The organism is Paracoccus marinaquae (assembly GCF_018860165.1).
GTDB classification, from domain to species: domain Bacteria; phylum Pseudomonadota; class Alphaproteobacteria; order Rhodobacterales; family Rhodobacteraceae; genus Paracoccus; species Paracoccus marinaquae.
In genome coordinates this window covers 41,183-65,345 of record NZ_JAHKNG010000003.1, presented here as the reverse complement: position 1 = coordinate 65,345, position 24,163 = coordinate 41,183, and the positions used below count along the sequence as shown (strand labels likewise).

The 24,163-nt window shown below is 65.3% G+C and carries 28 protein-coding genes; 11 read left to right on the top strand and 17 right to left on the bottom strand.

The features are described 5' to 3' along the window. The 9 genes from KNW02_RS02995 to hrcA all read right to left on the bottom strand — a co-directional run bounded on the left by KNW02_RS02995 (nucleotide 1) and on the right by hrcA (nucleotide 8,339). Nucleotides 1–660: a c-type cytochrome, methanol metabolism-related gene (locus KNW02_RS02995; protein WP_252733403.1), complete on the bottom strand. Its 660-nt coding sequence runs from the start codon at nucleotides 658–660 to the stop codon at nucleotides 1–3. Between the two features lie 131 nt (nucleotides 661–791). Then, the gene (locus KNW02_RS02990; RefSeq protein WP_216031779.1) at nucleotides 792–2,594 is read right to left on the bottom strand and encodes a methanol/ethanol family PQQ-dependent dehydrogenase; all 1,803 of its coding nucleotides are present in this window, start codon (nucleotides 2,592–2,594) and stop codon (nucleotides 792–794) included. A 172-nt stretch (nucleotides 2,595–2,766) separates the two neighbouring features. Beyond that, nucleotides 2,767–3,600, bottom strand: a complete 834-nt coding sequence (fghA, locus tag KNW02_RS02985; protein WP_216031778.1) for an S-formylglutathione hydrolase — start codon at nucleotides 3,598–3,600, stop codon at nucleotides 2,767–2,769. Next, on the bottom strand, nucleotides 3,590–4,108 hold the full coding sequence (locus tag KNW02_RS02980; protein ID WP_216031777.1) for a GNAT family N-acetyltransferase: 519 nt from the start codon (nucleotides 4,106–4,108) through the stop codon (nucleotides 3,590–3,592). The genes fghA and KNW02_RS02980 overlap by 11 nt, the downstream gene beginning before the upstream one ends. Further along, nucleotides 4,105–4,740 carry an ATP-dependent Clp protease proteolytic subunit gene (locus tag KNW02_RS02975; protein ID WP_216031776.1) on the bottom strand — a complete coding sequence of 212 codons (636 nt, stop codon included), beginning with the start codon at nucleotides 4,738–4,740 and terminating at the stop codon, nucleotides 4,105–4,107. Before KNW02_RS02975 ends, KNW02_RS02980 begins: the two co-directional genes overlap by 4 nt. 78 nt (nucleotides 4,741–4,818) lie before the next feature. Next, nucleotides 4,819–5,946 (bottom strand): S-(hydroxymethyl)glutathione dehydrogenase/class III alcohol dehydrogenase, encoded by a 1,128-nt coding sequence (locus KNW02_RS02970; RefSeq protein ID WP_216031775.1) that lies wholly within the window; start codon nucleotides 5,944–5,946, stop codon nucleotides 4,819–4,821. 101 nt (nucleotides 5,947–6,047) lie between these two features. Beyond that, nucleotides 6,048–6,632 (bottom strand): S-(hydroxymethyl)glutathione synthase, encoded by a 585-nt coding sequence (gene gfa, locus KNW02_RS02965; protein WP_216031774.1) that lies wholly within the window; start codon nucleotides 6,630–6,632, stop codon nucleotides 6,048–6,050. 113 nt (nucleotides 6,633–6,745) lie between these two features. Continuing rightward, complete coding sequence (locus KNW02_RS02960) at nucleotides 6,746–7,276, bottom strand: nucleotide exchange factor GrpE (RefSeq protein WP_216031899.1); 531 nt, start codon at nucleotides 7,274–7,276, stop codon at nucleotides 6,746–6,748. Nucleotides 7,277–7,283: 7 nt separating this feature from the next. Beyond that, nucleotides 7,284–8,339 carry a heat-inducible transcriptional repressor HrcA gene (gene hrcA / locus KNW02_RS02955; protein ID WP_216031773.1) on the bottom strand — a complete coding sequence of 352 codons (1,056 nt, stop codon included), beginning with the start codon at nucleotides 8,337–8,339 and terminating at the stop codon, nucleotides 7,284–7,286. 72 nt (nucleotides 8,340–8,411) lie between these two features. Between hrcA and rph the strand changes: the two genes are divergently transcribed. Genes rph through KNW02_RS02930 form a run of 5 tightly spaced genes read left to right on the top strand, consistent with a single transcriptional unit; the run spans nucleotide 8,412 to nucleotide 11,666 of the window. After that, complete coding sequence (gene rph / locus KNW02_RS02950; RefSeq protein ID WP_216031772.1) at nucleotides 8,412–9,125, top strand: ribonuclease PH; 714 nt, start codon at nucleotides 8,412–8,414, stop codon at nucleotides 9,123–9,125. Beyond that, nucleotides 9,122–9,730, top strand: a complete 609-nt coding sequence (gene rdgB, locus KNW02_RS02945) for an RdgB/HAM1 family non-canonical purine NTP pyrophosphatase (RefSeq protein ID WP_216031771.1) — start codon at nucleotides 9,122–9,124, stop codon at nucleotides 9,728–9,730. The genes rph and rdgB overlap by 4 nt, the downstream gene beginning before the upstream one ends. Beyond that, entirely contained in the window at nucleotides 9,723–10,097 is a 375-nt protein-coding gene (locus KNW02_RS02940; protein ID WP_216031770.1) for a RidA family protein, read from the top strand. Before rdgB ends, KNW02_RS02940 begins: the two co-directional genes overlap by 8 nt. Further along, nucleotides 10,094–11,311 (top strand): radical SAM family heme chaperone HemW, encoded by a 1,218-nt coding sequence (gene hemW / locus KNW02_RS02935; protein WP_216031769.1) that lies wholly within the window; start codon nucleotides 10,094–10,096, stop codon nucleotides 11,309–11,311. Before KNW02_RS02940 ends, hemW begins: the two co-directional genes overlap by 4 nt. 1 nt (nucleotide 11,312) lies before the next feature. Then, nucleotides 11,313–11,666, top strand: a complete 354-nt coding sequence (locus KNW02_RS02930) for a YbaN family protein (protein ID WP_216031768.1) — start codon at nucleotides 11,313–11,315, stop codon at nucleotides 11,664–11,666. Nucleotides 11,667–11,706: 40 nt separating this feature from the next. Here KNW02_RS02930 and KNW02_RS02925 read toward each other — a convergent pair whose 3' ends face one another. The 7 genes from KNW02_RS02925 to KNW02_RS02895 form a co-directional block, all read right to left on the bottom strand. Then, nucleotides 11,707–12,600 (bottom strand): ParB/RepB/Spo0J family partition protein, encoded by an 894-nt coding sequence (locus KNW02_RS02925; RefSeq protein WP_216031767.1) that lies wholly within the window; start codon nucleotides 12,598–12,600, stop codon nucleotides 11,707–11,709. A gap of 1 nt (nucleotide 12,601) precedes the next feature. Beyond that, nucleotides 12,602–13,387, bottom strand: a complete 786-nt coding sequence (locus KNW02_RS02920; RefSeq protein WP_216031766.1) for a ParA family protein — start codon at nucleotides 13,385–13,387, stop codon at nucleotides 12,602–12,604. After that, nucleotides 13,380–13,976, bottom strand: coding sequence for a 16S rRNA (guanine(527)-N(7))-methyltransferase RsmG (gene rsmG / locus KNW02_RS02915; protein WP_216031765.1), 597 nt, complete (start codon nucleotides 13,974–13,976; stop codon nucleotides 13,380–13,382). The genes KNW02_RS02920 and rsmG overlap by 8 nt, the downstream gene beginning before the upstream one ends. Then, complete coding sequence (gene mnmG, locus KNW02_RS02910) at nucleotides 13,973–15,832, bottom strand: tRNA uridine-5-carboxymethylaminomethyl(34) synthesis enzyme MnmG (RefSeq protein WP_216031764.1); 1,860 nt, start codon at nucleotides 15,830–15,832, stop codon at nucleotides 13,973–13,975. The genes rsmG and mnmG overlap by 4 nt, the downstream gene beginning before the upstream one ends. A 12-nt stretch (nucleotides 15,833–15,844) precedes the next feature. Beyond that, complete coding sequence (gene mnmE / locus KNW02_RS02905) at nucleotides 15,845–17,110, bottom strand: tRNA uridine-5-carboxymethylaminomethyl(34) synthesis GTPase MnmE (RefSeq protein WP_216031763.1); 1,266 nt, start codon at nucleotides 17,108–17,110, stop codon at nucleotides 15,845–15,847. A gap of 10 nt (nucleotides 17,111–17,120) precedes the next feature. Next, the gene (gene rho / locus KNW02_RS02900; protein WP_216031762.1) at nucleotides 17,121–18,392 is read right to left on the bottom strand and encodes a transcription termination factor Rho; all 1,272 of its coding nucleotides are present in this window, start codon (nucleotides 18,390–18,392) and stop codon (nucleotides 17,121–17,123) included. Between the two features lie 130 nt (nucleotides 18,393–18,522). Beyond that, the gene (locus KNW02_RS02895; protein ID WP_216031761.1) at nucleotides 18,523–18,969 is read right to left on the bottom strand and encodes a CopD family protein; all 447 of its coding nucleotides are present in this window, start codon (nucleotides 18,967–18,969) and stop codon (nucleotides 18,523–18,525) included. A gap of 468 nt (nucleotides 18,970–19,437) precedes the next feature. Between KNW02_RS02895 and KNW02_RS02890 the strand changes: the two genes are divergently transcribed. From KNW02_RS02890 to KNW02_RS02875, 4 genes are all read left to right on the top strand, one after another. Next, on the top strand, nucleotides 19,438–20,277 hold the full coding sequence (locus KNW02_RS02890) for a shikimate dehydrogenase (protein ID WP_431356736.1): 840 nt from the start codon (nucleotides 19,438–19,440) through the stop codon (nucleotides 20,275–20,277). Beyond that, the gene (gene coaE, locus KNW02_RS02885) at nucleotides 20,274–20,861 is read left to right on the top strand and encodes a dephospho-CoA kinase (protein ID WP_216031759.1); all 588 of its coding nucleotides are present in this window, start codon (nucleotides 20,274–20,276) and stop codon (nucleotides 20,859–20,861) included. Before KNW02_RS02890 ends, coaE begins: the two co-directional genes overlap by 4 nt. Further along, nucleotides 20,854–21,552, top strand: a complete 699-nt coding sequence (gene dnaQ / locus KNW02_RS02880; protein ID WP_216031758.1) for a DNA polymerase III subunit epsilon — start codon at nucleotides 20,854–20,856, stop codon at nucleotides 21,550–21,552. The genes coaE and dnaQ overlap by 8 nt, the downstream gene beginning before the upstream one ends. Nucleotides 21,553–21,616: 64 nt before the next feature. Further along, complete coding sequence (locus KNW02_RS02875) at nucleotides 21,617–22,486, top strand: YihY/virulence factor BrkB family protein (RefSeq protein WP_216031757.1); 870 nt, start codon at nucleotides 21,617–21,619, stop codon at nucleotides 22,484–22,486. Between the two features lie 19 nt (nucleotides 22,487–22,505). Here KNW02_RS02875 and KNW02_RS02870 read toward each other — a convergent pair whose 3' ends face one another. Then, nucleotides 22,506–23,306 (bottom strand): response regulator, encoded by an 801-nt coding sequence (locus KNW02_RS02870; protein ID WP_216031756.1) that lies wholly within the window; start codon nucleotides 23,304–23,306, stop codon nucleotides 22,506–22,508. Here KNW02_RS02870 and KNW02_RS20815 point away from each other — a divergent pair. After that, nucleotides 23,300–23,548, top strand: coding sequence for a NepR family anti-sigma factor (locus KNW02_RS20815; RefSeq protein WP_252733401.1), 249 nt, complete (start codon nucleotides 23,300–23,302; stop codon nucleotides 23,546–23,548). The genes KNW02_RS02870 and KNW02_RS20815 overlap by 7 nt on opposite strands. 36 nt (nucleotides 23,549–23,584) lie before the next feature. After that, the gene (locus KNW02_RS02860) at nucleotides 23,585–24,151 is read left to right on the top strand and encodes an RNA polymerase sigma factor (RefSeq protein ID WP_216031755.1); all 567 of its coding nucleotides are present in this window, start codon (nucleotides 23,585–23,587) and stop codon (nucleotides 24,149–24,151) included. Nucleotides 24,152–24,163 lie beyond the last annotated feature (12 nt).

The following is a 24,163-nucleotide window of genomic DNA, read 5'->3' as shown; positions in this document are numbered from 1 at the left end:
TCACATCGACATGCAGCTGTTTTCCTGTTCGGTGAACTCATCCGATTTCGCCTCTTTCTTCGCCGGCCGTCCGCGCGGAATCCCGTCGGTGCCGCGGGCCAGCAGATAGACATAGATGTCATTGATATAGCACCAGGCATTCTTGTTGGTGCCGAAGGCGGGCATGACCTGGTTCGAGGCGGCGTTCACCTCTTGCTTGCCCGAGGCCGCGATCTCCAGAAAATCGTAATAGTCCATGTTCAGGACCGTATTCTTCAGCGCCGGCGCATAGGTCGAACCCTCGCCATCCGGGCCGTGGCAGACATGGCATTCGGCGTGATAGCGGCGGAAACCCGAGAAGGTGGCGTAATCGGTGGTGCCGTCCTCGGCGATCTTCGGAACCGGGAGGCCATCGGCATTGGTCCAGCGCCCCTCGACCATCTCGACCGGCGTGATATCCATGCCGTTCGGCAGGACGGTGGTGCCGGCCGCGACCCCGGCTGGGCTGTCGCCATGCACCTGCGCGTCCAGTTCGCCCAGTTGCTGGCCCATGGTTTCCGATGCCGCGCCGGCGGCGGTTCCCTTGTCCGCGGTGCTTGGTGGCGGTGCCTCTTGAGCCGGGGCAGCACCGGCCAGCATCGTGCCAAGGAACAGCGTGGCAAGGCTGGTGGTGAATCTCATATGTGTCTTCCTCCCAAATCAGGCTGCCTGCTCTCCTCAGACAGAACCGCCCCAGCATAGTGCCGGGGCGGTCCTTTCACAGGTCAAGTTCGCGCTTGCGAAACGAAAGTATGAGCCGGCTTTGGGCCTTGTCAGCCGGGCAGTTCGAACACCGTCAGCTGGCCGCCCAGTTCGGTATAGTCGCTGAGCGCGGCATAGCCGCCGACCGCGCCAAGACCGTCATTCGGGTTGGTCAGACCGGCTGCCAGACCGATGCCGGCCCAGCCGCCGACACCCGACAGGATGCCGATATACTGCTTGCCGTCATGCATGTAGGTCATCACGTTACCGATGATCCCCGAAGACGTCTTGAACTTGAACAGCTCGGCCCCGGTCTCGGCATCAACCGCCTTCAGATAGCCTTCAAGCGTGCCGTAGAAGACCACGTCGCCCGCGGTGGCCAGGGCCCCCGACCAGACCGAGAACTGTTCCGGGATCGACCACTTGATCGTGCCGGTCACGTTGTCCCAGGCGATGAAGTTGCCCATGCCGCCATGGCTGCCCGGTGCCGGGAACATCGACAGGGTCGCGCCGACATAGGGCTGCCCGGCGGTATAGGCCACGCGGAACGGCTCGTAATCCATGCAGACATGGTTGGTCGGCACATAGAAGGTCTGGGTCTTGGGCGAATAGGACGCGGGCTGCTGGTCCTTCGAGCCAAGCGCCGCCGGGCAGATGCCGGTCGAGTTCACGTCCTCGCCGTTCTGTTCGGTCGAATACTCGGCCACCACGGCCGGACGGCCATAGGTGTCGGATGCCGGGTCCATGTCGACGCCGGTGGTCCAGTTCACCGCCGGGTCGAACTTCTCGGCCACCAGCAGTTCGCCGCTTTCACGGTCCAGCGTATAGGCCAGCCCGTTCCGGTCGAAATGGGTCAGCAGCTTGCGCGGCGTGCCGTCGACATCCTGATCCGTCAGGATCATCTCGTTGACGCCGTCGAAGTCCCATTCGTCATGCGGCGTCATCTGGTAGAACCATTTCGCCATGCCGGTATCGACATCGCGGGCCATGATGGTCATCGACCACTTGTTGTCGCCCGGCCGCTGCGACGGGTTCCAGGTCGAGGGGTTGCCGGTGCCGTAATACATCAGGTTCAGATCGGGGTCGTACGAGAACCAGCCCCAGGTGGTGCCGCCGCCGATCTTCCACTGATCGCCTTCCCAGCTGTTCAGGCTGCTGTCGGGTCCGATCGGCTTGCCCAGATGGGTGGTGTTTTCCGGATCGACCAGCATTTCGGCGTCGGGACCGGTGGAATAGGCCTTCCACGCCTCAGATCCGTCGGCGAGGTTATAGGCCGTCACCCGGCCGCGCACCCCGTATTCGCCGCCCGAGACGCCGACGATGACCTTGTCCTTCACCGGCAGAACGGTGGTGGTATTGGTCTCGCCGATCGCGGGATCGCCGGTCTTGACCTTCCATTTCTCGGCCCCGGTCGTCGCGTCCAGCGCGACCAGCGTGGTGTCGGCCTGATGCAGCAGGATGGTGTTGTCGGCATAGGCCAAGCCACGGTTCACGGTGTCGCAGCACATCACCGCGATGACTTCGGGGTTCTGCTGCGGCTCATAGCGCCACAGGATCCGGCCGTTATCCTTCAGGTCCAGCGCGAAGACCTTGTTCGGGAACGGCGTATGGACATACATCACATCGCCGATCACCAGCGGGCTGCCTTCATGGCCGCGCAGCACACCGGTCGAGAAGGACCAGGCGACGCGCAGATCGCCGACATTACCCTTGTTGATCTGGTCCAGTTCGGAATAGCGGGTATTTGCATAGTCGCCGGTCTGGATCGCCCACTGCTCGGGCTTGGCGACCTCGGCCAGCACGCTTTCATTGGCGTGGGCCGCGGCACCCCCCAGCAGCAGCGCGGCAATCGCGCCGTTCAGCAGATATTTCATAGATGTGTTCCTCCGCTCTTGGCTCATGCGCTGCGGGTTTCCTCCCTGCCGCAGCTTGTCCATGACGGCAGTCTTGGATGCGCACCCCCCGGCGTCAATCGGCCGCCTTGCCGTTTGCCCCTAAAGTCTTATGGTCAAACGGCAAGGCGACCGGGAAGTTTCGGCAAACGGCTCAGAGCAGCCGTTCGGCGTGCCACATCACATGATCGCCGATGAAGGTCTGGACGAAAAAGTAGCTGTGATCGTATCCCGGCTGCATGCGGAACTGGCCGGGCTGGCGGCGGGCCATCATCGCGTGTGCCAGCGCCTCGGGGCGAAGCAGATCGAGGAACTGGTCGGCCGCGCCCTGATCGATCAGCACCTCGCCCGGATAGCCCTTCTCGGTCATCAGAACGGTCGAATCATGGGCGCGCCAGACGGCCTCGTCCGCGCCCAGATAGGCGGTCAGCTGCTTGCGGCCCCAGTCCGAGGCGGTGGGATTGGCGATCGGCGCGAAGGCCGAGACCGAGCGATAGCGGTCCGGATGCGTCATGGCGATGGTCAGCGCACCATGGCCGCCCATGGAATGGCCGGCAATCCCCATCGCATCGCCGTCGACGGCGAAATTCCCGGTCAGCAGCGCGGGCAGTTCATCGACCACATAGTCCCACATGCGGAAATGCGGCTTCCACGGGTCCTGCGTCGCGTTCACATAGAAGCCCGCGCCCTTGCCCAGATCGTAAGCCGCGTCATCGGCCACATCGTCGCCGCGGGGCGAGGTGTCGGGAAAGACGATGGCGATGCCCGCATCCGCGCACCATTCCTGCGCGGCGGCCTTGGTCATGGCGTTCTCATGCGTGCAGGTCAGGCCCGACAGGTACCACAGCACCGGCACCCTGCCGTGCTGCGCCTCTTCGGGCAGGAACAGGCCGAAGGTCATGTCGGTGCCGGTGGCCTGCGACTTGTGCTTGTAGACGCCCTGCGTGCCGCCAAAGCTGCGGTTCTCGGAGAGGGTTTCAAGGCTCATGCGAGTCTCCTGTCAGATCGTGAAACATGACCAGCGCATCGACCGGCCCCAGTCGCGGATGAAGAAACGCAGCGGGCAGCCGGCCGACAATGGCAAATCCGGCCTTCTGCCACAAATGGACGGCATCCTCGTTGGTCGAGACGACGAAATTGAACTGCATCGCCCGGAATCCCGCGCCCCGCGCCCAGATCTTGGCATGAGTCACAAGCGCGCGGGCGACGCCCCTGCCCCGCGCCGCCGGATCGGTGGCGAATGAGGCATTGGCGACATGCGAGCCGCCGCCGGGACGATTCGCGCCGATATGGCTGGTGCCGACGATCCGGCCATCGACTTCGGCCACGAAGGCGGTAAAGGGCGCGGCGAACCAGTCGGCCAGCGCCGCCTCTCGGTCGATATCGCGCGGGATGCAATAGGTTTCCCCCGCGCGATAGACCGGCTTCAGGATCGACCAGATCGCCTCGTGATCGGCCGGTGTCGCGGGGCGGATATTCACCCCGCCGGCAGTCATTTCAGCTCATCCACCGAGGTGATGACCTTGCCCAGAAGGCCGTAATCCAGCGCCTCCTGCGTGTTCAGCCAGAAATCGCGCTGCGTGTCCTTCTCGATCCGCTCCATGTTCTGGCCGGTGGCGTCGGCGAAGATCTGGTTCAGACGCTCGCGCATCTGCCGGATCTGTTCGGCCTGGATCATCATGTCGGACGAGGTACCGCCGATCCCGCCCGAGGGCTGGTGGATCAGGAAGCGGGTATTGGGCAGGCAATAGCGGTTTTCCCGCTTGGCGCCGACAAAGATCAGGGCGCCCGCGGAGGCAACCCAGCCCGAGCCGATGGTACGCACGACCGGGCGGATGAACTTGATCACGTCATGGATCATGTCGCCCGATTCCACATGCCCGCCGGGCGACGAGATCAGCATGTTGATCGGCTCGTCGCTGTCCTCGGCCAGGGCCAGCAGATGCGCCACGGTGCGCTGTGCCAGCTTGTCGTTGATGCCGCCGGCGACGATCACCGTGCGCGACTTGAAATACAGCTTGCCGATGCTGGGGCCTTCGGGAAGGCCCAGGCCCTCTTCCTTGCCGCCCTGTTCGGGCTCGTCGTCGTCATCATCGTCGTCGTCATCGTCCAGCCACTGGTGACGCATCGGCCTGCTCTCCTTGTTCTCATGGCGACGGCGGGACCGATGGCCCCGCCGTTTCTTTACCTAAGCAGCGATGAAGGATCAGTAAAGCACGACCGAGCGGATCGACTCGCCCGCATGCATCAGGTCGAAGCCCTTGTTGATGTCGTCCAGCGGCATGGTGTGGGTGATCATCGGGTCGATCTCGATCTTGCCGTCCATGTACCAGTCGACAATCTTCGGTACATCTGTGCGGCCACGCGCACCGCCGAAGGCGGTGCCTTTCCAGACCCGGCCGGTGACCAGCTGGAAGGGCCGCGTGCTGATTTCGGCCCCCGCGGGCGCCACGCCGATGATCACCGACTGGCCCCAGCCGCGATGGGTGCATTCCAGCGCGTCGCGCATCACCCGGACATTGCCGGTGGCGTCAAAGCTGTAATCCGCGCCGCCGATCTGGTCGAAGGGCGTCTTGGTCATCTCGACGATTTCCTGGACCACATTCTCGACCTTGGTCGGGTTGATGAAATGGGTCATGCCGAACCGCGTCGCCATTTCCTGCCGGTCGTCGTTCAGATCGACGCCGATGATCATGTCGGCACCCGCCAGACGCAGGCCCTGCAGCACGTTCAGCCCGATCCCGCCCAGACCGAAGACCACCGCCTTGGCGCCGATCTCGACCTTGGCGGTGTTGATGACCGCGCCGATGCCGGTGGTCACGCCACAGCCGATATAGCAGATCTTGTCGAAGGGCGCGTCCTCGCGGACCTTGGCCACGGCGATTTCCGGCAGCACGGTGAAGTTCGAGAAGGTCGAGCAACCCATGTAGTGATGGATCGGCGTGCCATCGGGCAGCGAAAAGCGCGAAGTGCCGTCGGGCATCAGCCCCTGCCCCTGCGTGGCGCGGATCCGGGTGCAGAGATTGGTCTTGCCCGACAGGCACGAGGCGCATTCGCGGCATTCCGGCGTGTAGAGCGGGATGACGTGATCACCGGGCTTCACCGAGGTCACGCCGGGGCCGACCTCGACCACGACGCCCGCGCCCTCATGGCCCAGAATGGCCGGAAACAGACCCTCGGGATCGGCGCCCGAGCGGGTGAATTCATCGGTATGGCAGATGCCGGTCGCCTTGATCTCGACCATCACCTCGCCTGCCTTCGGGCCGTCGAGATTGACCTCCATCACTTCCAGCGGCTTGCCGGCCTCAAGGGCCACGGCGGCACGGGTTTTCATCGTTGTTCTCCTCTCGTCCCGATCGGGCGTTTCGGTCATGGCCAAAGGGGCCGACATCGCGGCCCCCCGGGCAGTTCAGGATCAGACGGGCACCGCCCCGGTCAAGCCGGAAGCGCGCCCGAGCGTTTGGCGATATGGGTGGCGATCGCATCCATCAGCGGCGGCGACAGCGCGTCATAGGGCTCGAGCCCCAGTTCGCGCAGGCGGGCGCGGATGCCGTCCATCCGCGACGGATCGACGCCCGATTCGATGATCGAGCTGACAAAGGCCGCAAATTCCGGCGCCGACCAGCCGGCCTGGTCCGACAGTTCGGTATGGACGAAATCGAGGCCATAGAACGGATGGTCCTTGTTCTCGATCCGGCCATACATATGCACGCCGCACCCCTTGCAGCGATGGCGCTGGATCGGCGCCTCGACATTCACGATCTCAAGCTTGTCGCCATTCTCGACCACCTCGATGGCGTCGCGCGACACCACCGCCACCTGGCTGAAGATGGCGCCGTCGGGCTTCCAGCATTTGGTGCAGCCGCAGACATGGTTATGCGCGGTCTGGGCGCCGACACGGACCCGGACCGGATTCGACGCGCAGTGGCAACTCAGCACCCCGCCCGCGAAACTGGGATTCCCCGGTTTGATGCCGTTGTCGACGGCGGGGTGAATCTTCACCCCATCAGTGCTTGCCATGGTCCCTTCCTCCGATAGACCGAATATTCCCATAGCGTTGCGCGGACGGGAAGAAACGGCAAGTCAGCGGAAGGTTGTAGCGCCGCCGTCCCTGCGACCGGGACGGCAGAGCCTCAGCTGGCCGGGGTGGAACTGACGCCGACCTTGGCCGGACGCAGCAGGCGGTCATGCAGGGCAAAGCCGTTATCCATGACCTGGATGATCTCGCCGGCGATGGTGCCCGGGACGGCGGCCTCGAACATGGCCTCGTGCCAGGTCGGGTCGAACCTGTCGCCGTGTTTTGGCGTGATCACGGTGATGCCGTGCTTGGCAAAGACGTTCGACAGCTCGCGCAGGGTCAGCTCGATCCCCTCGATCAGCCCGGCGGCGGCGGCGCGCTGGTCCTCGCCCGCGGACTCCAGCGCGCGGCTCAGCGCGTCATGCACCGGCAGCAGGTCGCGCGCCAGCCGCGAGCCTCCGTATTGCTCGGCATCGCGGCGCTCCTTGTCGGCGCGCTTGCGGGCGTTCTCGGCATCGGCCAGCGCCCGCATCCACTTGTCGCGGAACTCGTCCCGCTCGGCCGCCAGACGGTCAAGTTCCTCGGCCGGGTCGGCCAGCGGGTCCTCGAACATCTCTTCGATCGGCTGTTCGTTCTGCTCGGTCATCATCCACTCATCCTTTCCGGCCGGACAGCACCCGTCCGACCAGCTGCGCGGTGTAATCGACAATCGGCACGATGCGGCCATAGTTCAGCCGTGTCGGTCCGATGACGCCCACCGCGCCCACAATCTTCCGGTCGGCATTCATATAGGGCGAAACCACCAGAGCGGAACCCGAAAGTGAAAAAAGCTTGTTCTCGGAGCCGATGAAAATGCGCACCCCGTCGCCCGCCTCGGTCAGTTCGAGGAATTCGACGATATCACGCTTGCGTTCCAGATCGTCGAACAGCACCCGGATCCGGTCCAGATCCGCGGCCTCGCTGTCCAGAAGATTCGCCCGTCCCCGCACGATCAGGCGGGGATCGCTGGATTCCCCCTCCCACAGCGCCAGCCCGGATTCGACCAGTTCGGCCGCCAGCACGTCCAGTTCACGCCGGCGGGCGGTGATCTCGTGCGAGACATGGGCGCGCAGTTCGGCCAGCGTCCGGCCCTCGGCCATGGCATTCAGGAAATTGCCCGCCTCGCGCATCGAGGACGGGGTCTGGCCGGGCGGCGGGGTGAAGATGCGGTTCTCGACATGGCCATCGGCAAAGACCAGCACCACCAGCGCCCGGTCGGGGCCGAGGCTGACGAATTCGATATGCCGGATCGGCGCCTCGTGCTTGGGCATCAGCACCAGCGAGGCACCATGGGTGATCGAGCTCAGCGCCGTGCTGACCCGGTCCAGCAATGCGCCGGTATCGGGGTCGTCATTGCCCAGCGTCTGGTCGATGGCGGCGCGGTCGGTCGGCGCCACCGTGTCGATTTCCATCATCCCGTCCACGAACAGGCGCAGGCCCAGCTGCGTCGGCAGGCGCCCGGCCGAGACATGCGGGCTGTCCAGAAGCCCCATGAATTCCAGATCCTGCATGACGTTGCGCACCGTCGCAGCGCTCAGCTTTTCCGACAGCGCCCGGGTCAGCGTGCGCGAGCCGACCGGCTCACCGGTTTGCAGATAGGTCTCGACCACGCGGCGAAACACCTCGCGCGAGCGGTCGTTCAGTTCGTTGATCAGCGTTTCCTGGCTCATATCCGTCGCGGGCTTGCGTCACCGGGGCGCGGACCTGTATTGGGCTGCCAATCTTCACCGAAAGGACCGCCCATGCGCCCGTCAGGCCGAGACTTACGCCAAATGCGCCCGATTTCAATTGAAACCGGGGTGATGCGGCATGCCGAGGGGTCATGCCTGATCCGCTGCGGCGAGACCCACGTGCTGTGCAGCGCCAGTATCGAAGACAATCCGCCGCGCTTCCTGAAGGGCACGGGGCTTGGCTGGGTCACGGCGGAATACGGCATGCTGCCGCGCGCCACCAATACCCGCAACCGGCGCGAGGCCGCGCAGGGCAAGCAATCGGGCCGGACGCAGGAGATCCAGCGCCTGATCGGCCGCAGCCTGCGCGCCGGTGTCGACCGGGTGGCCCTGGGCGAACGCCAGATCACCATCGATTGCGACGTGATCCAGGCCGATGGCGGGACGCGCTGCGCCTCGATCACCGGCGGCTGGGTGGCGCTGCGGCTGGCGGTGAACAAGCTGCTGAAGGCCGGGGTCCTGACCAGCGATCCGATCGTGGATCATGTGGCCGCCGTCAGTTGCGGCATCTATGCCGGCCAGCCGCTGGTCGATCTGGACTATGCCGAGGACAGCGAGGCCGGCACCGATGGCAATTTCGTGCTGACCGGCAAGGGCCGGCTGATCGAGGTGCAGATGTCGGCCGAAGGGGCCACCTTCTCGCGCGACCAGATGTCCACGCTGCTGGATCTGGCCGAGGCCGGCATGGCCGAACTGGTGGCGGCGCAGAAAGCCGCAACCGCGTGAGGGCCTTCACCGACAAGCGGCTGCTGGTCGCCACGCATAACGCCGGCAAGCTGGCCGAGATGCGGGCGCTGCTGGCACCTTACGGCGTCGAGGTGACGGGCGCGGCCGAGGCGGGCCTTTCCGAGCCGGTCGAGACCGAGGACAGTTTCCTCGGCAATGCCCGGATCAAGGCGCGGGCGGCGGTCGAGGCCACCGGCCTGCCGGTGCTGGCCGATGACAGCGGCATCTGCGTTGACGGGCTGGGCGGCGCGCCGGGGGTCTATACGGCCGACTGGGCCGAGACCGGCGAGGGCCGTGACTTCGGCATGGCGATGGCGCGGACATGGCGCGAACTGGAGGAGCGGGCCGCGCCCGAGCCGCGCTCGGCCCAGTTCCGCTGCACGCTGGTCCTGATGTGGCCGGACGGGCATGACGAGGCATTTGAGGGCGTGCTGCCCGGGCGCGTGGTCTGGCCGCCGCGCGGGGCCGAGGGGCACGGCTATGACCCGATCTTCATGCCCGAGGGGCATGAGATCACCCTGGGCGAGATGGCGCCCGAGCTGAAGAACAGCCTGAGCCATCGGGCACGCGCGGTGGCGCAGATGATCGGTGGTATTTTTGCGTAGGATATCAACAGGTTCTCCCTTCGAAGCCAGCTTGGGATACAGCCGTGCGGTGGTCAAGGGCGACTGGTGCTTTCTGTCGGGCGTGACCGGCTATGACTACGCCTCGATGACCATTCCGGAGGACGCGGCAGAGCAGGCGCGGAACTGTTTCAGGACCATCTTCGCAGTGCTGGAGGAGGCCGGCTTTGCGGCCGCGGATATCGTGCGGGTGCAATATACGCTGATCGATGCCGGGCTGGTCGATGCGGTGGCGCCGGTTCTGGGCGAGGTCCTGGGCGAGATCCGGCCGGCGGCGACGATGGTCATCGCCGGGCTGATCCGGCCCGAGATGAAGATCGAGATCGAAGTTACGGCGATGCGGGAATGAGCGTCTCCGGCGCGGCACAGGATGTGCACAGCCTGTACACAGGCCGTACACCGCCCGGCGACGAGGACTGGCGCGCCGGCGGGTTCGGCCTTTATGTCCACTGGCCGTTCTGCGCGGCCAAATGCCCCTATTGCGACTTCAACAGCCATGTCACGGCCGGGATCGACCAGCGCCGCTGGGCGGCCGCCCTGGCCGCGGAAATCGCACGGCTGGCCGTCGAACTGCCGGGGCGGAACCTCGGCAGCATCTTTCTGGGCGGTGGCACCCCGTCGCTGATGGCGCCCGAGACCGTCGATGCGGTCCTCCGCGCGGCGCGGGCGGGCTGGGGCTTTGCCAATGATATCGAGATCACGCTGGAGGCCAATCCGACCAGCGTCGAAAGCGGCCGCTTTCGCGCCTATGCCGAAGCCGGGGTGAACCGGCTGTCAATGGGCATCCAGGCCCTGAACGACACCGATCTGCGGCGGCTGGGCCGGCTGCATTCCGTGGCCGAGGCCCGCGCCGCCTTCGGGATTGCGCGCGACCATTTCGGCCGGGTCAGCTTTGACCTGATCTATGCCCGTCAGGGCCAGACGGCCGAGGCCTGGCGGGCCGAATTGCGCGAGGCGCTGGCCATGGCGGTCGATCATCTGTCGCTGTATCAGCTTACCATCGAGCCGGGCACCGCCTTCGGGGCGCGGGCAAGTGCCGGCAAGTTGCGCGATCTGCCGGGTGACGATCTGGCCGCCGACATGTATCTGGAGACGCAGGAGATCTGCGCCGGGGCGGGAATGTCGGCTTACGAGGTATCAAATCACGCCGGCCCTAGCATGGAAAGCCGGCATAACCTGGTCTATTGGCGGCAGGGCGACTGGGCCGCTGTCGGCCCGGGCGCGCATGGCCGGATCACCCTGCCCCATGACCGCATGGCGACCGAGGCCCACCGGGCGCCCGATGCCTGGCTGGATGCCGTCGAACGCGACGGCACCGGCGAATCGCTGCGTGCGCCGCTGCCCCGGGACGAACAGGCGATGGAATATCTGCTGATGTCGATGCGGCTGTCCGAGGGGCTGGATCTGGCCCGCTATGCCCGGATTGCGGGTGAGCCGCTGGACGACCGGATCATCGGCGGGCTTGAGGATCTGGGCATGGTGCGGCGCGATGCGGGACGGCTGATGGCGACCCCCGCCGGGCGACCGGTTCTGAACGCCATTCTGCGCGAGCTGGCAGCCTGAGATGCGCAACCTGTGGTTCCTGATCGGCGCAATCTTCCTTGGCCTCGGGGTCATCGGCATCGCCTTTCCGGTGATGCCGACCGTGCCCTTCCTGCTGGTCGCCGCCTGGGCCTTTGCCCGCAGCTCGCCCCGGCTGCGGCAGAAGATCCTGGATCATCCGACCTATGGCCCGCCGGTCCGGGCCTGGCAGGAGCGCGGCGCGATCAGTCCGCTGGCGAAACTGTGGGCGGTGGTGGCCATGGCCTTCGGGGTCGTCCTGACCCTGTGGCTGGGCCTGCCGCATTGGCTGGTGATCGCGCAGGCCGCGGTCTGCGCCGTGATCGGCCTGTTCATCGTCACGCGACCGGCGGCCTGAGTACCTATATATTGATGTTGTAGCCTAGGTTACCACAAGATCAGCGATGGCCGCCCAGAAGCTGGCACAGGGCATCCAGCTGGTCGAGATCGCGATAGCTGATCGTCAGAGTGCCGCCATCCATGCCCGAATGGGCGATCGACACCCCCATCTTCAGATGCGCCGACAGATCCGATTCGAGCGCGCGGGTATCGGCATCCTTTTCCGCCCTGCGCGGCGCCGGCTTCGCGCGCGGCGCATCGGGCTGGGACAGCTTGCGGACCAGATCCTCGGTCTCGCGCACCGACAGCCCCTTCTCGATCACCTTGCGGGCCAGCTGGGCGGCGTCGGGCGCCGTGATCAGTGCCCTGGCATGGCCGGCCGACAGCTTGCCGTCCTTGACCAGATCCTGAACCTGATCGGGCAGGTTCAGCAGCCGCAGCAGGTTGGCGATATGACTGCGACTTTTGTTCAGCGCCTCGGCCAGCTTTTCCTGCGTATGCCCGAAACGATCCATCAATTGCCGGAACGAAGCCGCCTCTTCGATCGCATTCAGATCGGCCCGCTGGATATTCTCGATGATGGCGACTTCCAGCACCTCGGTGTCGCTGAGGTCGCGGATGATGACCGGCATCTCGTGCAGCTGGGCCATCTGCGCCGCGCGCCAGCGGCGTTCACCGGCGACGATCTGGTAGAGCCCTTGGTCGCGCGGATGCGGGCGCACGATCAGCGGTTGCAGGACGCCGCGCGCGCGCAGCGAATCGGCCAGTTCCTGCAGCGCCTCGGGGTCAAAGCTGCGGCGCGGCTGATCCGGGTTGGCGGTCAGCTGCTCGATCGGGATCATGGTGCGGTCGCGCAGGGGCGCGGTCGGCGCCGGGGTGGCGAGGTCCATGTCGGCCATCAGGGCCGACAGGCCGCGGCCCAACCCGCGCTTGGCAAGCTTGCTGTCAGACATCTCAGGCCTCCTCCGGAACGAGCTTGAGCCGCGCCACGAATTCCGACGCGAATTGACGATAGGCGGCGCTGCCCTTGGACAGCGGGTCGTAGTTCAGCACCGGCTGGCCATGCGAGGGCGCCTCGGACACCCGGACATTTCGCGGGATGACCGTGGGATAGACCAGATCGCCAAGGGTCGCGCGGGCATCGGCCTCGACCTGCTGCGACAGGTTGTTGCGATAGTCCGACATGGTCAGCAGGATGCCGTTGATCCTCAGATCCGGATTTGCGGTCTGGCGGACCTGCTTGACCGTGGTCAGCAGCTGCGAAAGGCCCTCGAGGGCGTAGAACTCGGCCTGGAGCGGGACCAGAACGCTGTCGGCGGCGACCATGGCGTTGACCGTCAAGAGGCCAAGCGCCGGCGGGCAGTCGATCAGGACGATGCTTCCCTTGGGCGCCGCCTGCAGCTTGCGCCGCAGCAGCCGCGTGCGGTCCTGGGCCTGCGACAGTTCGACATCGGCAGAGGACAGGTCGGGCGTTGCCGGGACGATGCGCAGATTCTCGATCCTGGTGGCGATGGCGCAGTCCTGCAGGGATTCCGGGCCGGCGAGAAGGTCGTAGACGGTCCTTTCGCGCAGTTCCGGATCGATGCCGAGGCCGGTCGAGGCATTGCCCTGCGGATCGAGGTCGATCAGCACGGTCGGATGGCCCAGATCGGCGATCGCGGCGCCAAGGTTGATCGCGGTGGTGGTCTTGCCAACCCCGCCCTTCTGGTTGGCGATGGCCACGATATTGTGGTCAGACATGCGAAACCTCGCTTATCTTGAGAATTGCGGCGCCGGGCTGCGTGATGCTGTCATGGCTTTCGAGTGCAAAGCGCCATGCCTGTCGAGCCTCATCAAGCTCGGTCTGCCACCGCTCGCCCTTCATCAGCCACGCCTGCCCGTCGTCTGCCAAGTGTTTTCCCAGATATGGCATAAGGCGGGCAAGCGGGGCAAGCGCCCGGGCCGAAATATAGGCAGCTTTCAGCGGATCGGCGGCTTCGATGCGGGACGACAGCACCGATGATCGCGGAAGATCCAGTTCCCGGATCGCGCTGCGCAAAAAAGCGGCCTTGCGCTGATCGCTTTCGACCATCAGAAACCGGGTCGGGCGATCGGCAAAGGCGATGGCCAGAATCAGCCCGGGCAGGCCGCCGCCACTGCCCAGATCGACCCACAGCCCGTCATCCGGGGTGACATGGCGGGCAATCTGCAGGCAATCCTCGATATGGCGCTGGCGGAGATCCGGCAGGGTCGAGGGCGCCACCAGATTGATGCGCGGGTTCCAGCGCCGGATCAGCGCCTCATAGAGCTGCAGCCGCTGCTCTGTTTCACGTGAAACATTGAAGCTCATGCGCGGCTGCGGCGCCCCGCGCGCGCCATGGCCACAAGCAGCGTCAGCGCCGCCGGGGTCATGCCCTCAATTTTAGCGGCGGCCGCCAGCGTCGCAGGGCGTGCGGCCGTCAGTTTCGCGCGCAACTCGGCCGAGAGGCCAGAAATCCGCGCATAGTCGAGGTCCTGCGGCAGATCGATCGCCTCATCCGCGCGCAGGATCTCGGCGTCGCGGGCCTGCCGGTCGGCATATTGGTGATAAAGCGCGTCATTCCGCAGTTGCTGCAGCGTCTCGGGACGCAGATCCAGCAGATCCGGCACCAGGCCGGCAAGCCTGTCCGCGCAGATGTCCGTGCCACCCAGCAACGTGAAGATCGAGCGCTGCTGCCCGTCCAGTCGGGTATGAATGCCGGCGCGCTGAAGCTCGGTTGGCGAAAAGCGCAGCGATTCGGTCATCTTCCGCGCCGCCATGTACCGATCCTGCCGCCGGGCGAAGTGCTGACGACGCTCATCGCCCGCGCAGCCCAGCCGGAGCGCAAGCGGAGTCAGGCGCTGATCCGCATTGTCCGCGCGCAGGGTCAGGCGGAATTCGGCCCGTGACGTGAACATCCGGTAGGGCTCACTGACGCCGCGCGTGGTGAGATCGTCGATCATCACCCCGATATAGCTGTCGGTGCGGCTGAAGGTGATCTGATCACGGCCCTGCGCGGCAAGGGCGGCATTCAGTCCCGCCACGAGGCCCTGTGCGCCCGCCTCTTCATAGCCGGTCGTGCCATTGATCTGGCCCGCAAGATACAGCCCCTGCGCATCCCGCAACCGCAAGCTGTTGTCCAGGGCGCGCGGGTCAACATAGTCATATTCCACCGCATAGCCCGGCTGCGTGATGATCGCCTCTTCCAGCCCGCCGATCGAGCGGACGTAGTCCTGTTGGATATCGGCCGGAAGCGATGTCGAGATGCCGTTGGGATAGACGGTGTGATCGTCCAGCCCCTCGGGTTCCAGAAAGATCTGGTGCGAGCTCTTGTCGGCAAAGCGGACCACCTTGTCCTCGATCGAAGGGCAATAGCGGGGACCCCGCCCCGAAATCTGCCCGCCATACATGGCCGAGCGCGACAGGTTCTCGCGGATGATCCGGTGCGTGGCTTCATTGGTATGGGTGATGCCGCAGGCGATCTGCGCGACCGTGGGCGCCGTGCTGAGATAGGAGAACATCACCGGAGCATCGTCCCCCGGCTGCATCTCAAGGCGCGACCAGTCGATGCTGCGCCCATCCAGTCGCGGCGGCGTTCCGGTCTTCAGCCGGCCAAGGGGCAGATCCAGCCGGCGCAGCGAATCGGCAAGGCCGTTCGACGCCCGGTCACCCCAACGGCCGGCTTCGCGGCGGGTATCGCCGATATGGATGACGCCGTTCAGGAAGGTGCCGGTGGTCAGAACGACCGCGCCGGCCGAAAACGATGTGCCGTCGGCAAGCACAATGCCGTCGATCCACCGACCCTCGCCGGTCAGGGCCGACACCTCGCCATAGACCAGCGTCAGGTTCGGTTGAGACGAGAGTCGGTCAAAGGCGGCGGCGCGATAGAGCGCGCGGTCCATCTGCCCGCGCGGCCCCTGAACCGCCGGTCCCTTGCGGCGGTTCAGCAGCCGGAACTGAATGCCGGCCTGATCTGCCAGCCTGCCCATGACGCCGTCCATGGCGTCGATCTCTCGCACCAGATGGCCCTTCCCCAAGCCGCCGATGGCCGGATTGCACGAGAGCGTGCCCAGATCCTCGGGGCGCATGGTGACAAGGGCGGTGCTGACCCCCATCCGCGCAGCGGCGGCGGCGGCCTCGATCCCGGCATGCCCGCCGCCGATGACGATGACGTCATAATGTTTCACGTGAAACACTCCTCATTTTCCGATGCAGAAGGAGGTGAAGATGACATCCAGATACTCTTCCGCACCGATTCGGCCAACCAGCCGGTCCAGCGACGCGGCGGCCTGACGTATCATTTCGGCAACAAGTTCGGGGGGCAGATCAGACACTCCCGCCAGAGCATCGCGCGCATCGCGCAGGGCTGCCGCCTGCCGCTCGTGGCTGACGATCCCCGCCCCGGCGACACACAGGGCAAGCCGGTCATGAAGCTCTGCAAGAAGACCCTCGATCCCCTCGCCCGAAAGCGCCGACACAGCGAGCCCATCCCCCTGCGCGATCAGGTCCGACTTGCTGCGCACCAGGATATCACCATCGCGCCACAGCGCGGAATCGACATGCCCTTCAGGAGAGATATGAAGCCGCAGGTCGGCCGCTTCCGCGCGTTCGCGCGCGCGCCGGACACCCAGGCCTTCGACATGGTCCTCCGTTGCCCGCAGACCTGCGGTGTCCAGCAACGTCACCGCCAGCCCCCGCAGATCGAGACGCAGTTCGATCACATCCCTCGTCGTCCCGGCGATATCCGAAACCAGCGCCACCTCGCGCCGTGCAATCCGGTTGATCAGGCTTGACTTTCCGGCATTCGGCGCACCGATCACCGCCACCTCGAAACCGGTCCGAAGCCGCTCGGCGGCCCGGAAACCGGATATTTCCTGTTCCAGATCCGTGGTCAGGCGCCGCAGAAGGTCGAAGACCTCATCGGGAACCTCGTCCGGCACCTCCTCATCGGCAAAATCGACGCTGGCCTCGACCAGCGCCCCGGCCCGGATCAGCATCTCACGCCAACCGTCTGCCTTGCGGCCCAGTTCACCGCCGGCGGCGCGCAGGGCAAGCCGGCGCTGCGCGTCGGTCTCGGCCTCCAGAAGATCGCCCAGACCCTCGACCTCGGCCAGATCCATCCGGCCGTTCAGAAAGGCGCGGCGGGTGAACTCTCCGGCCTCGGCAGGTCGCGCGCCCAAGGCCGCCAGCGCCGATCCCACCCGGCGCGCGACCACCGGCGCCCCGTGAAGATGCAGTTCGGCCACCTCTTCGCCGGTGAAGCTTGAACCTGCCTCGAACCACAGTACAAGCGCCTGGTCCAGTTCTTCCCGCCCGTCGCGAAGGGTTCGGAAATAGGCATGGCGCGGCTGCGGCAAGTCCCCCGCCAACCGTTCCGCCGCCCGGCGTGATCCCGGTCCGCTGAGACGAATGACCGAAACGCCACCCCGACCGCTCGGGGTGGCTTCGGCAAAGACAAGATCCATAACTGCCCCGTCAGGCGTTCATCGAATCGAAGAATTCCGAATTCGTCTTGGTCTGCTTCAGCTTCGAGATCAGGAATTCGATTGCATCCGTCGTGCCCATCGGGTTCAGGATACGGCGCAGCAGATAGGTCTTCTGCAGGTCCTTCGCATCGACCAGCAGTTCTTCCTTCCGGGTGCCCGATTTCAGGATATCCATGGCCGGGAAGACCCGCTTGTCGGCCACCTTGCGATCCAGGACGATCTCGCTGTTGCCAGTGCCCTTGAACTCTTCAAAGATGACCTCGTCCATCCGCGAGCCAGTATCGATCAGCGCCGTGGCGATGATGGTCAGACTGCCGCCTTCCTCGATATTCCGCGCCGCGCCGAAAAACCGCTTGGGCCGCTGCAGCGCATTCGCATCGACACCACCGGTCAGGACCTTGCCCGAGCTGGGCACCACGGTATTGAACGCCCTACCAAGTCTTGTGATAGAATCCAAAAGTATCACAACATCTCGTTTATGCTCGACCAGCCGCTTGGCCTTCTCGATCACCATCTCGCTGACCGCGACATGCCGGCTGGCCGGTTCGTCGAAGGTCGAGGAAATCACCTCGCCGCGGACGCTGCGCTGCATGTCCGTGACCTCTTCCGGCCGCTCGTCGATAAGCAGAACGATCAGATAGCATTCGGGATGGTTCTTCTCGATCGAATGGGCGATGTTCTGCAGCAGCACCGTCTTGCCGGTCCGCGGCGGCGCCACGATCAGCGAGCGCTGCCCCTTGCCGACCGGTGCGACCAGATCGATGATCCGGGCGCTGCGGTCCTTGATGGTCGGATCCTCGATCTCCATCTTCAGCCGCTCATTCGGATAAAGCGGGGTCAGGTTGTCGAAGGCGACCTTGTGGCGGGCCTTTTCCGGTTCCTCGAAATTGATCCGCTCGACCCGGGTCAGCGCGAAATACCGCTCGTTCTCGCCCGGCGCGCGGATCACGCCCTCGACCGTGTCACCGGTGCGCAGGCTGTGCTGCCGGATCATGTCGGGGCTGACATAGATATCGTCTGGACCCGGCAGATAGTTCGCCTCGGTCGACCGCAGGAAGCCAAAGCCGTCCTGCACGACCTCGAGGACACCCTCGCCGCCGATATCCCAGCCTTCCTCGGCATGTTCCTTCAGGATCGAGAACATCATCTCGCCCTTGCGCATGGTCGAGGCGTTCTCGATCTCCCATTCCTCGGCCATCGACAGCAGATCGGCCGGGCTCTTGAGCTTCAGATCGGACAGGTTGAGACGTTCTTCATTCATGGATTGTCACCAATGCACCACGTCGCCTGCATGGCTTTCTGTGGATGTTGTCTTTCGGGGATTCCCGCACCGGACGGCCGGGGTTGACCAGCCAGATAAGGACGAACCGCCCGCGAGTCAATCTTTGGCTTCAATACTTGACGATCACCGACAGAACGATGCCGATCATCAGAAGGGTCGGAACCTCGTTCATCAGCCGATAGTGTCGTCCACCGCGCGAGGTACCCGCCGAAAGCCCGCGCCGCTCGGTCGCGCACCAGCCGTGAAACCAGGTCATGCCCAGCACACAGAGAGCCTTTACCCAGGGCCAGAGCATCGACCAGTCCACGACGCCCGGGGTCAGAACCAGGCCGATCCCGCTCAGCCAGGTCGCGATCATCGCCGGCCGCATGATCAGCCGAAGCAGCTTGTCCTCCATGATGACAAGGCTGGCGGCAGGTTCCTGGTCGGTCTTGCCCCGTTCGGCGTGATAGACGAACAGGCGTGGCAGATAGAACAGGCCGGCCATCCACGACATCACCGCCATCACATGGAAGGCCTTCACATAGAGATAGATCGTCGCCAGCAGATCGGTCATCGCATCCTCGTTACGGACTTCAATTAAATAAAAAGAAAAGAAAAAGGAATGATGTTGCAGTAGGGCCTGTGGACATCGGGATCGCGTCGGTTGTCACCCGGAAATCCCCAACGGGGCGGGTTGTGGGCAAAATGGCGGATATCCGCCAAATAAGCCATAACATTGTTTGTTTTCAACAAACTGAATTGTGGATATCTCTGTGGAGAGATGGTGGCTGACCGAACTGTCCACAGATTCCCGGATCCGAGGCGAGGTCTTGTCCCTTTGTGGATGGCCGACCGACGTTCCCGTTTTGTCCAACCCGGAATTCTGACCCTTCCCGGTCATGCCCGTTCTGACCACAGGTGATCCCACGCACTTCCCACCGAATTATCCACAGCTTCTTCCGCGAGGGCCTTTTTTCCCGCCGGCTGCCGGCCTAGTCTGACGCACCGGAAGCCAGCCAAGACCATTTCCATGACCGACGACATGCCCATCGCCCCGAAACACGCGCCGCTTGCCGGGGTCATTGGCATGCCCATCGCCCATTCCCGGTCCCCGCGCCTGCACGGCCACTGGCTGCGGCGCTATGGGCTTGCCGGCCACTATATCCCGATGCCGGTGATGCCGGAGCACCTGGCCGAGGTGCTGCGGGTCCTGCCGCGGGCCGGTTTCGTCGGCATCAATGTCACCATCCCGCACAAGGAGGCGGTTCTGGCGCTGGCCGATACCGTGACCGACCGCGCGGCGCTGATCGGGGCGGCGAACACGCTGATCTTTCGCCCGGACGGCAAGATTCATGCGGACAATACCGATGGCTACGGCTTCATCGCCAATCTTCGGCAGCAGGCGCCGGACTGGCAGCCGGATGCCGGGCCGGCGGTGCTGATCGGCGCGGGTGGCGCAGCCCGGGCGGTCGTGGCCTCGCTTCTCGACAGCGGGGTGAAGGAGTTGCGCATCACCAACCGCACCCGCCTGCGATCCGAGCAGATCAGGGCCGAATTCGGCGCAAGACTGGTCGTCTATGACTGGGCGCAGGCGGGCAACATGCTGGACGGGGCGTCAACGGTCGTGAACGCGACCTCGCTGGGGATGGAGGGCAAGCCGCCGCTGCGGGTGCCGCTGGACGCGCTGTCGCCCGAGGCTCTGGTCACCGATCTGGTCTATACGCCGCTGATGACCCCGCTTCTGACCGAGGCCCGGGCGCGGGGCTGCCGCGTTGTCGACGGGTTGGGCATGCTGCTGCATCAGGCCGCCCCCGGCTTCGAGCGCTGGTTCGGCCAGCGCCCCGAAGTTGACGACGAAACCCGCCGGATCGTGCTGGGATGAGCTATCTTCTTGGCCTGACCGGAAGCATCGGCATGGGAAAATCGACCACCTCGCAGATGTTCCGCGATCTGGGTCATCCGGTCTGGGATGCCGACGAGGCGGTGCATCGTCTCTATGCCGCGGGCGGTGCGGCGGTCGATCCGGTCGCGCACGCCTTCCCCGGGGCCTTGCAGGACGGCGCCATCGATCGCGCTGCCCTGAAGACCGCCCTTGCCGCCGATCCGGCCGCCCTGGGCCGGCTGGAAGCCATCGTGCATCCGCTGGTGGCTGCTGATCGGGTGGATTTCATCCGGCGGCACCGGCAACGGCCGCTGGTCGTGCTGGATATCCCGCTGCTGTTCGAGGGCGGCGGTGAACGGCATCTGGACGGGGTGGCGGTCGTCTCGACCGATGCGGCAACGCAGCGCGCCCGCGTCATGGCCCGGCCGGGCATGACCGAAGAGACCCTGCAGATGATCCTGTCGCGGCAGATGCCCGATGCCGAAAAGCGCGCCCGCGCCGACTGGATCATTCCGACCGACACGCTGGAAGGCGCGCGGCAGGCCGTCGAGGGGATCGTCAGGGAGATTGCCGAAGATGCGTGAGATCGTTCTGGACACCGAAACCACCGGCTTTGACGCCGAGAAGGACGACCGCATCGTCGAGATCGGCGCGTTGGAACTGGTCAATCATCTGCCGACGGGGCGGACCTTCCATGTCTATATCAACCCCGAACGGCCGATGCCGCAGGAGGCGTTCGAGGTGCATGGCCTTGGCGATGACTTCCTGCGCGACAAGCCGAAATTCGCCGAAATCGTGCAGCAATTCATGGATTTCATCGCGGATGACGCACGGCTGGTGATCCATAATGCCAGCTTCGACATGAAGTTCCTGAATGCCGAACTGAAACGGACCGGACGCCCGCATCTGCCCTGGTCGCGCGCGCTGGACACGCTGGCGCTGGCGCGCGGCAAGTTTCCCGGCGCGCCGGTATCGCTGGATGCGCTCTGCCGCCGCTTTGGCGTCGACAATTCCGGCCGCGAACTGCACGGCGCCCTGCTCGATTCCGAGCTTCTGGCCGAGGTCTATCTGGAACTGATCGGCGGCCGCCAGCCCGATCTGGTTCTTGATCAGCCCGGCCGCTCGGCGGGCGGCGGCGCGGGCGGTCAGGCCGGGCCACGCGCGACCCGCCCGGCACCATTGCCGCCGCGCCTGACCGAAGCCGAGGCGCAGGCCCATGCCGAATTCGTGGCAAGGCTGGGCGCCGAGGCGATCTGGGCGCGTTACGGCCAGTGACGTAAGCGGGCTTGCGCCCCGGCGGCGCGCGGCACATGCTGCGGGCGAAGGTGAACGGGGGCGCATGCTGGGACTGTTCCGCGAATTCCTGAGTTTCTGGGCCGCGATTTTCGAGCGGATGGACAAGATACACATGGGCCTGATCGCCGCCGGCGTGGCCTTCTACGCCATGTTTGCGGTCTTTCCCGGCCTTGCCGCGATCATCGCCCTGTGGAGCCTGTGGTTCGATCCCGATGCGATCATGGCCTATGTGCATGTGGCGAACGAGTTTCTGCCCGAGGGCGCGGCCGAGATCGTCGATTCCCAGATCCGATCGCTGACGGCGGGGGGCCGCACCTCGATCGGATGGACCTCGTTTCTGTCCTTCATGGTCGCGACCATATCCGCCCGCGCCGGCGTCAACGCCCTGGTGCGCGGGCTGAACGCGGCTTACGGGGTGCGCTCGCATTCGACGGTCTTCGCCTTCATCCTGGCCTATGGGCTGACACTGGCCATCGTCGGCATCTCGCTGGCCGGGCTGGCCACCATCGTCATCGTTCCGCTGGTCCTGAACCTCATGGTCATCGCGCCGGTCAGGGCCTGGCTGGTCACGGCCCTGCCCTGGGGCGCGATGTTCGTTCTGGTGATCCTCGGGATCGGCATCCTCTATCGCTATGGTCCCAACGTGAAGACGCCGCGCACCCCGATCTTCACCTGGGGCGCGTTCTTCGCCACGGTCCTCTGGGGCGCTGCTTCCGTGGGCTTTTCCGCCTATCTGGGCAGTTTCAACAGCTATAACCGCATCTATGGCTCGATCGGCACCGTCGTCGCGCTGCTGATGTGGTTCTATCTCGCCGGCTTCTCGGTCATGCTGGGCGCGCTGATGAATGTCGAACTGGCCCGCCGCCGCCGGGTCCGCGCCGCGCGGGCGGCGCGGCAGGCGATCCGGGCATGACGGGCGGGTTCCTCGGCGCTCAGGCCTCCATGCCCTCGGTCGAGGCGAAGAACATTGCCTGGCTGACGGCGGAACGCACCTGTTCCTCGCCGTAAGGCTTGGAGATCAGGAAGGCCGGCTCGGGCCGGTCGCCGGTCAGCAGGCGTTCGGGGAAGGCGGTGATGAAGATCACCGGAATATCGCCCAGATCGGACAGCAACTCGTTCACCGCGTCGATCCCGGACGAGCCATCGGCCAGCCGGATATCGGCCAGGATCAGATCGGGCCGCTGCTGCCCGGCAAGGTCCAGCGCCTGCGCATGGGTCCGGGCGATCCCGGTCACCTGATGGTCCATCGCCTGCACGATCCCCTTTAGGTCCATGGCGATGATCACCTCGTCCTCGATGATCAGGATCCTGCCGCGCAGCGACTGGCCCATCTCGTCCAGCGCCACCCGCACCAGATCCCGGGCTGAGGCCGGTTCGATCTGCATGACCTCGGCGATCTGGTCATGGCGCAGCCCTTCGATCGTGTGCAGCAGCAGCGCCTCGCGCGAATTCGGGGTCAGGCGCCGCAGAAGGTCCTGTGCCCGCCGCTCGCGCGGGGCCTCGCCCGGCTCGACCGGCTGACCGGAACTCTGCCAGATCGCGTGAAAGGCGCGGAACAGCCCGATGCGGGCGTTCCCGGCCCCCTCCATCACCGAACGGTCGCAGAGGATCGCCTCTAGCGTCGCGGCGGCATAGTTGTCTCCGGCGCGCTGGCTTCCGGTCAGCGCCCGGGCATAGCGGCGCAGATAGGGAAGTTCGCGCCCGATCGATTCGGACAGGTCGGCAGATGCCATTGTCGGTTCCTCGGTTTTCCCAGTCACAGGGGAACTTTCCTTCGGCCGGAAAGGTTGCATGGCAGGCGCGAGGTTCGGTCGGGATTGGCGGGAAGATGATTTCGAAGCAGGATGACAGCCGCCGGAATGCGGTGGAAAGGCAGATCGATGAGAATCTGCGGCGGGTGTATGAACAGGATGTCACCGAGCAGATTCCCGAGCGCTTTCTCGAACTGCTGAAACAACTGCGCGAGAAGGAATGACACAAAACCCTTGCCGGAAGGCGCTAGGCTAGCTTCATGACCAGAACCCCGACGACAGATCCGCGTGACCAGCTTGTCGATCATCTGCCGGCGCTGCGCGCCTTTGCCCTGTCGCTGACCCGCGAGGGGGCCTCGGCCGACGATCTGGTTCAGGACACCATCGTCAAGGCCTGGACCAACATGGACAAGTTCCAGCCCGGGACGAACCTGCGGGCCTGGCTGTTCACGATCCTGCGCAACACCTTCTATTCGGCCCGCCGCAAGACCCGCCGCGAGGTCAGCGACAGCGACGGCATCCATGCCGGGCGTCAGGCCACCCGGCCCGAACATGACGGCCGGCTGGCGCTGCGCGATTTCCGGGTGGCCTTCCGGCAGTTGCCGGATGAACAGCGCGAGGCGCTGATCCTGGTCGGCGCCTCGGGCTTTTCCTACGAGGAAGCCGCCGAGATGACCGGGGTTGCCGTCGGCACCGTGAAATCGCGCGCCAATCGCGGCCGGCGCCGGCTGGCCGAGTTGCTGCAACTGGAAAGCGCGGACGAGTTGGACATGACCGACAGCGCGACATTGGCGGTCATGGCCTCGCCGCATACGATCGCGCGCTAGGCGGCGGGTTTC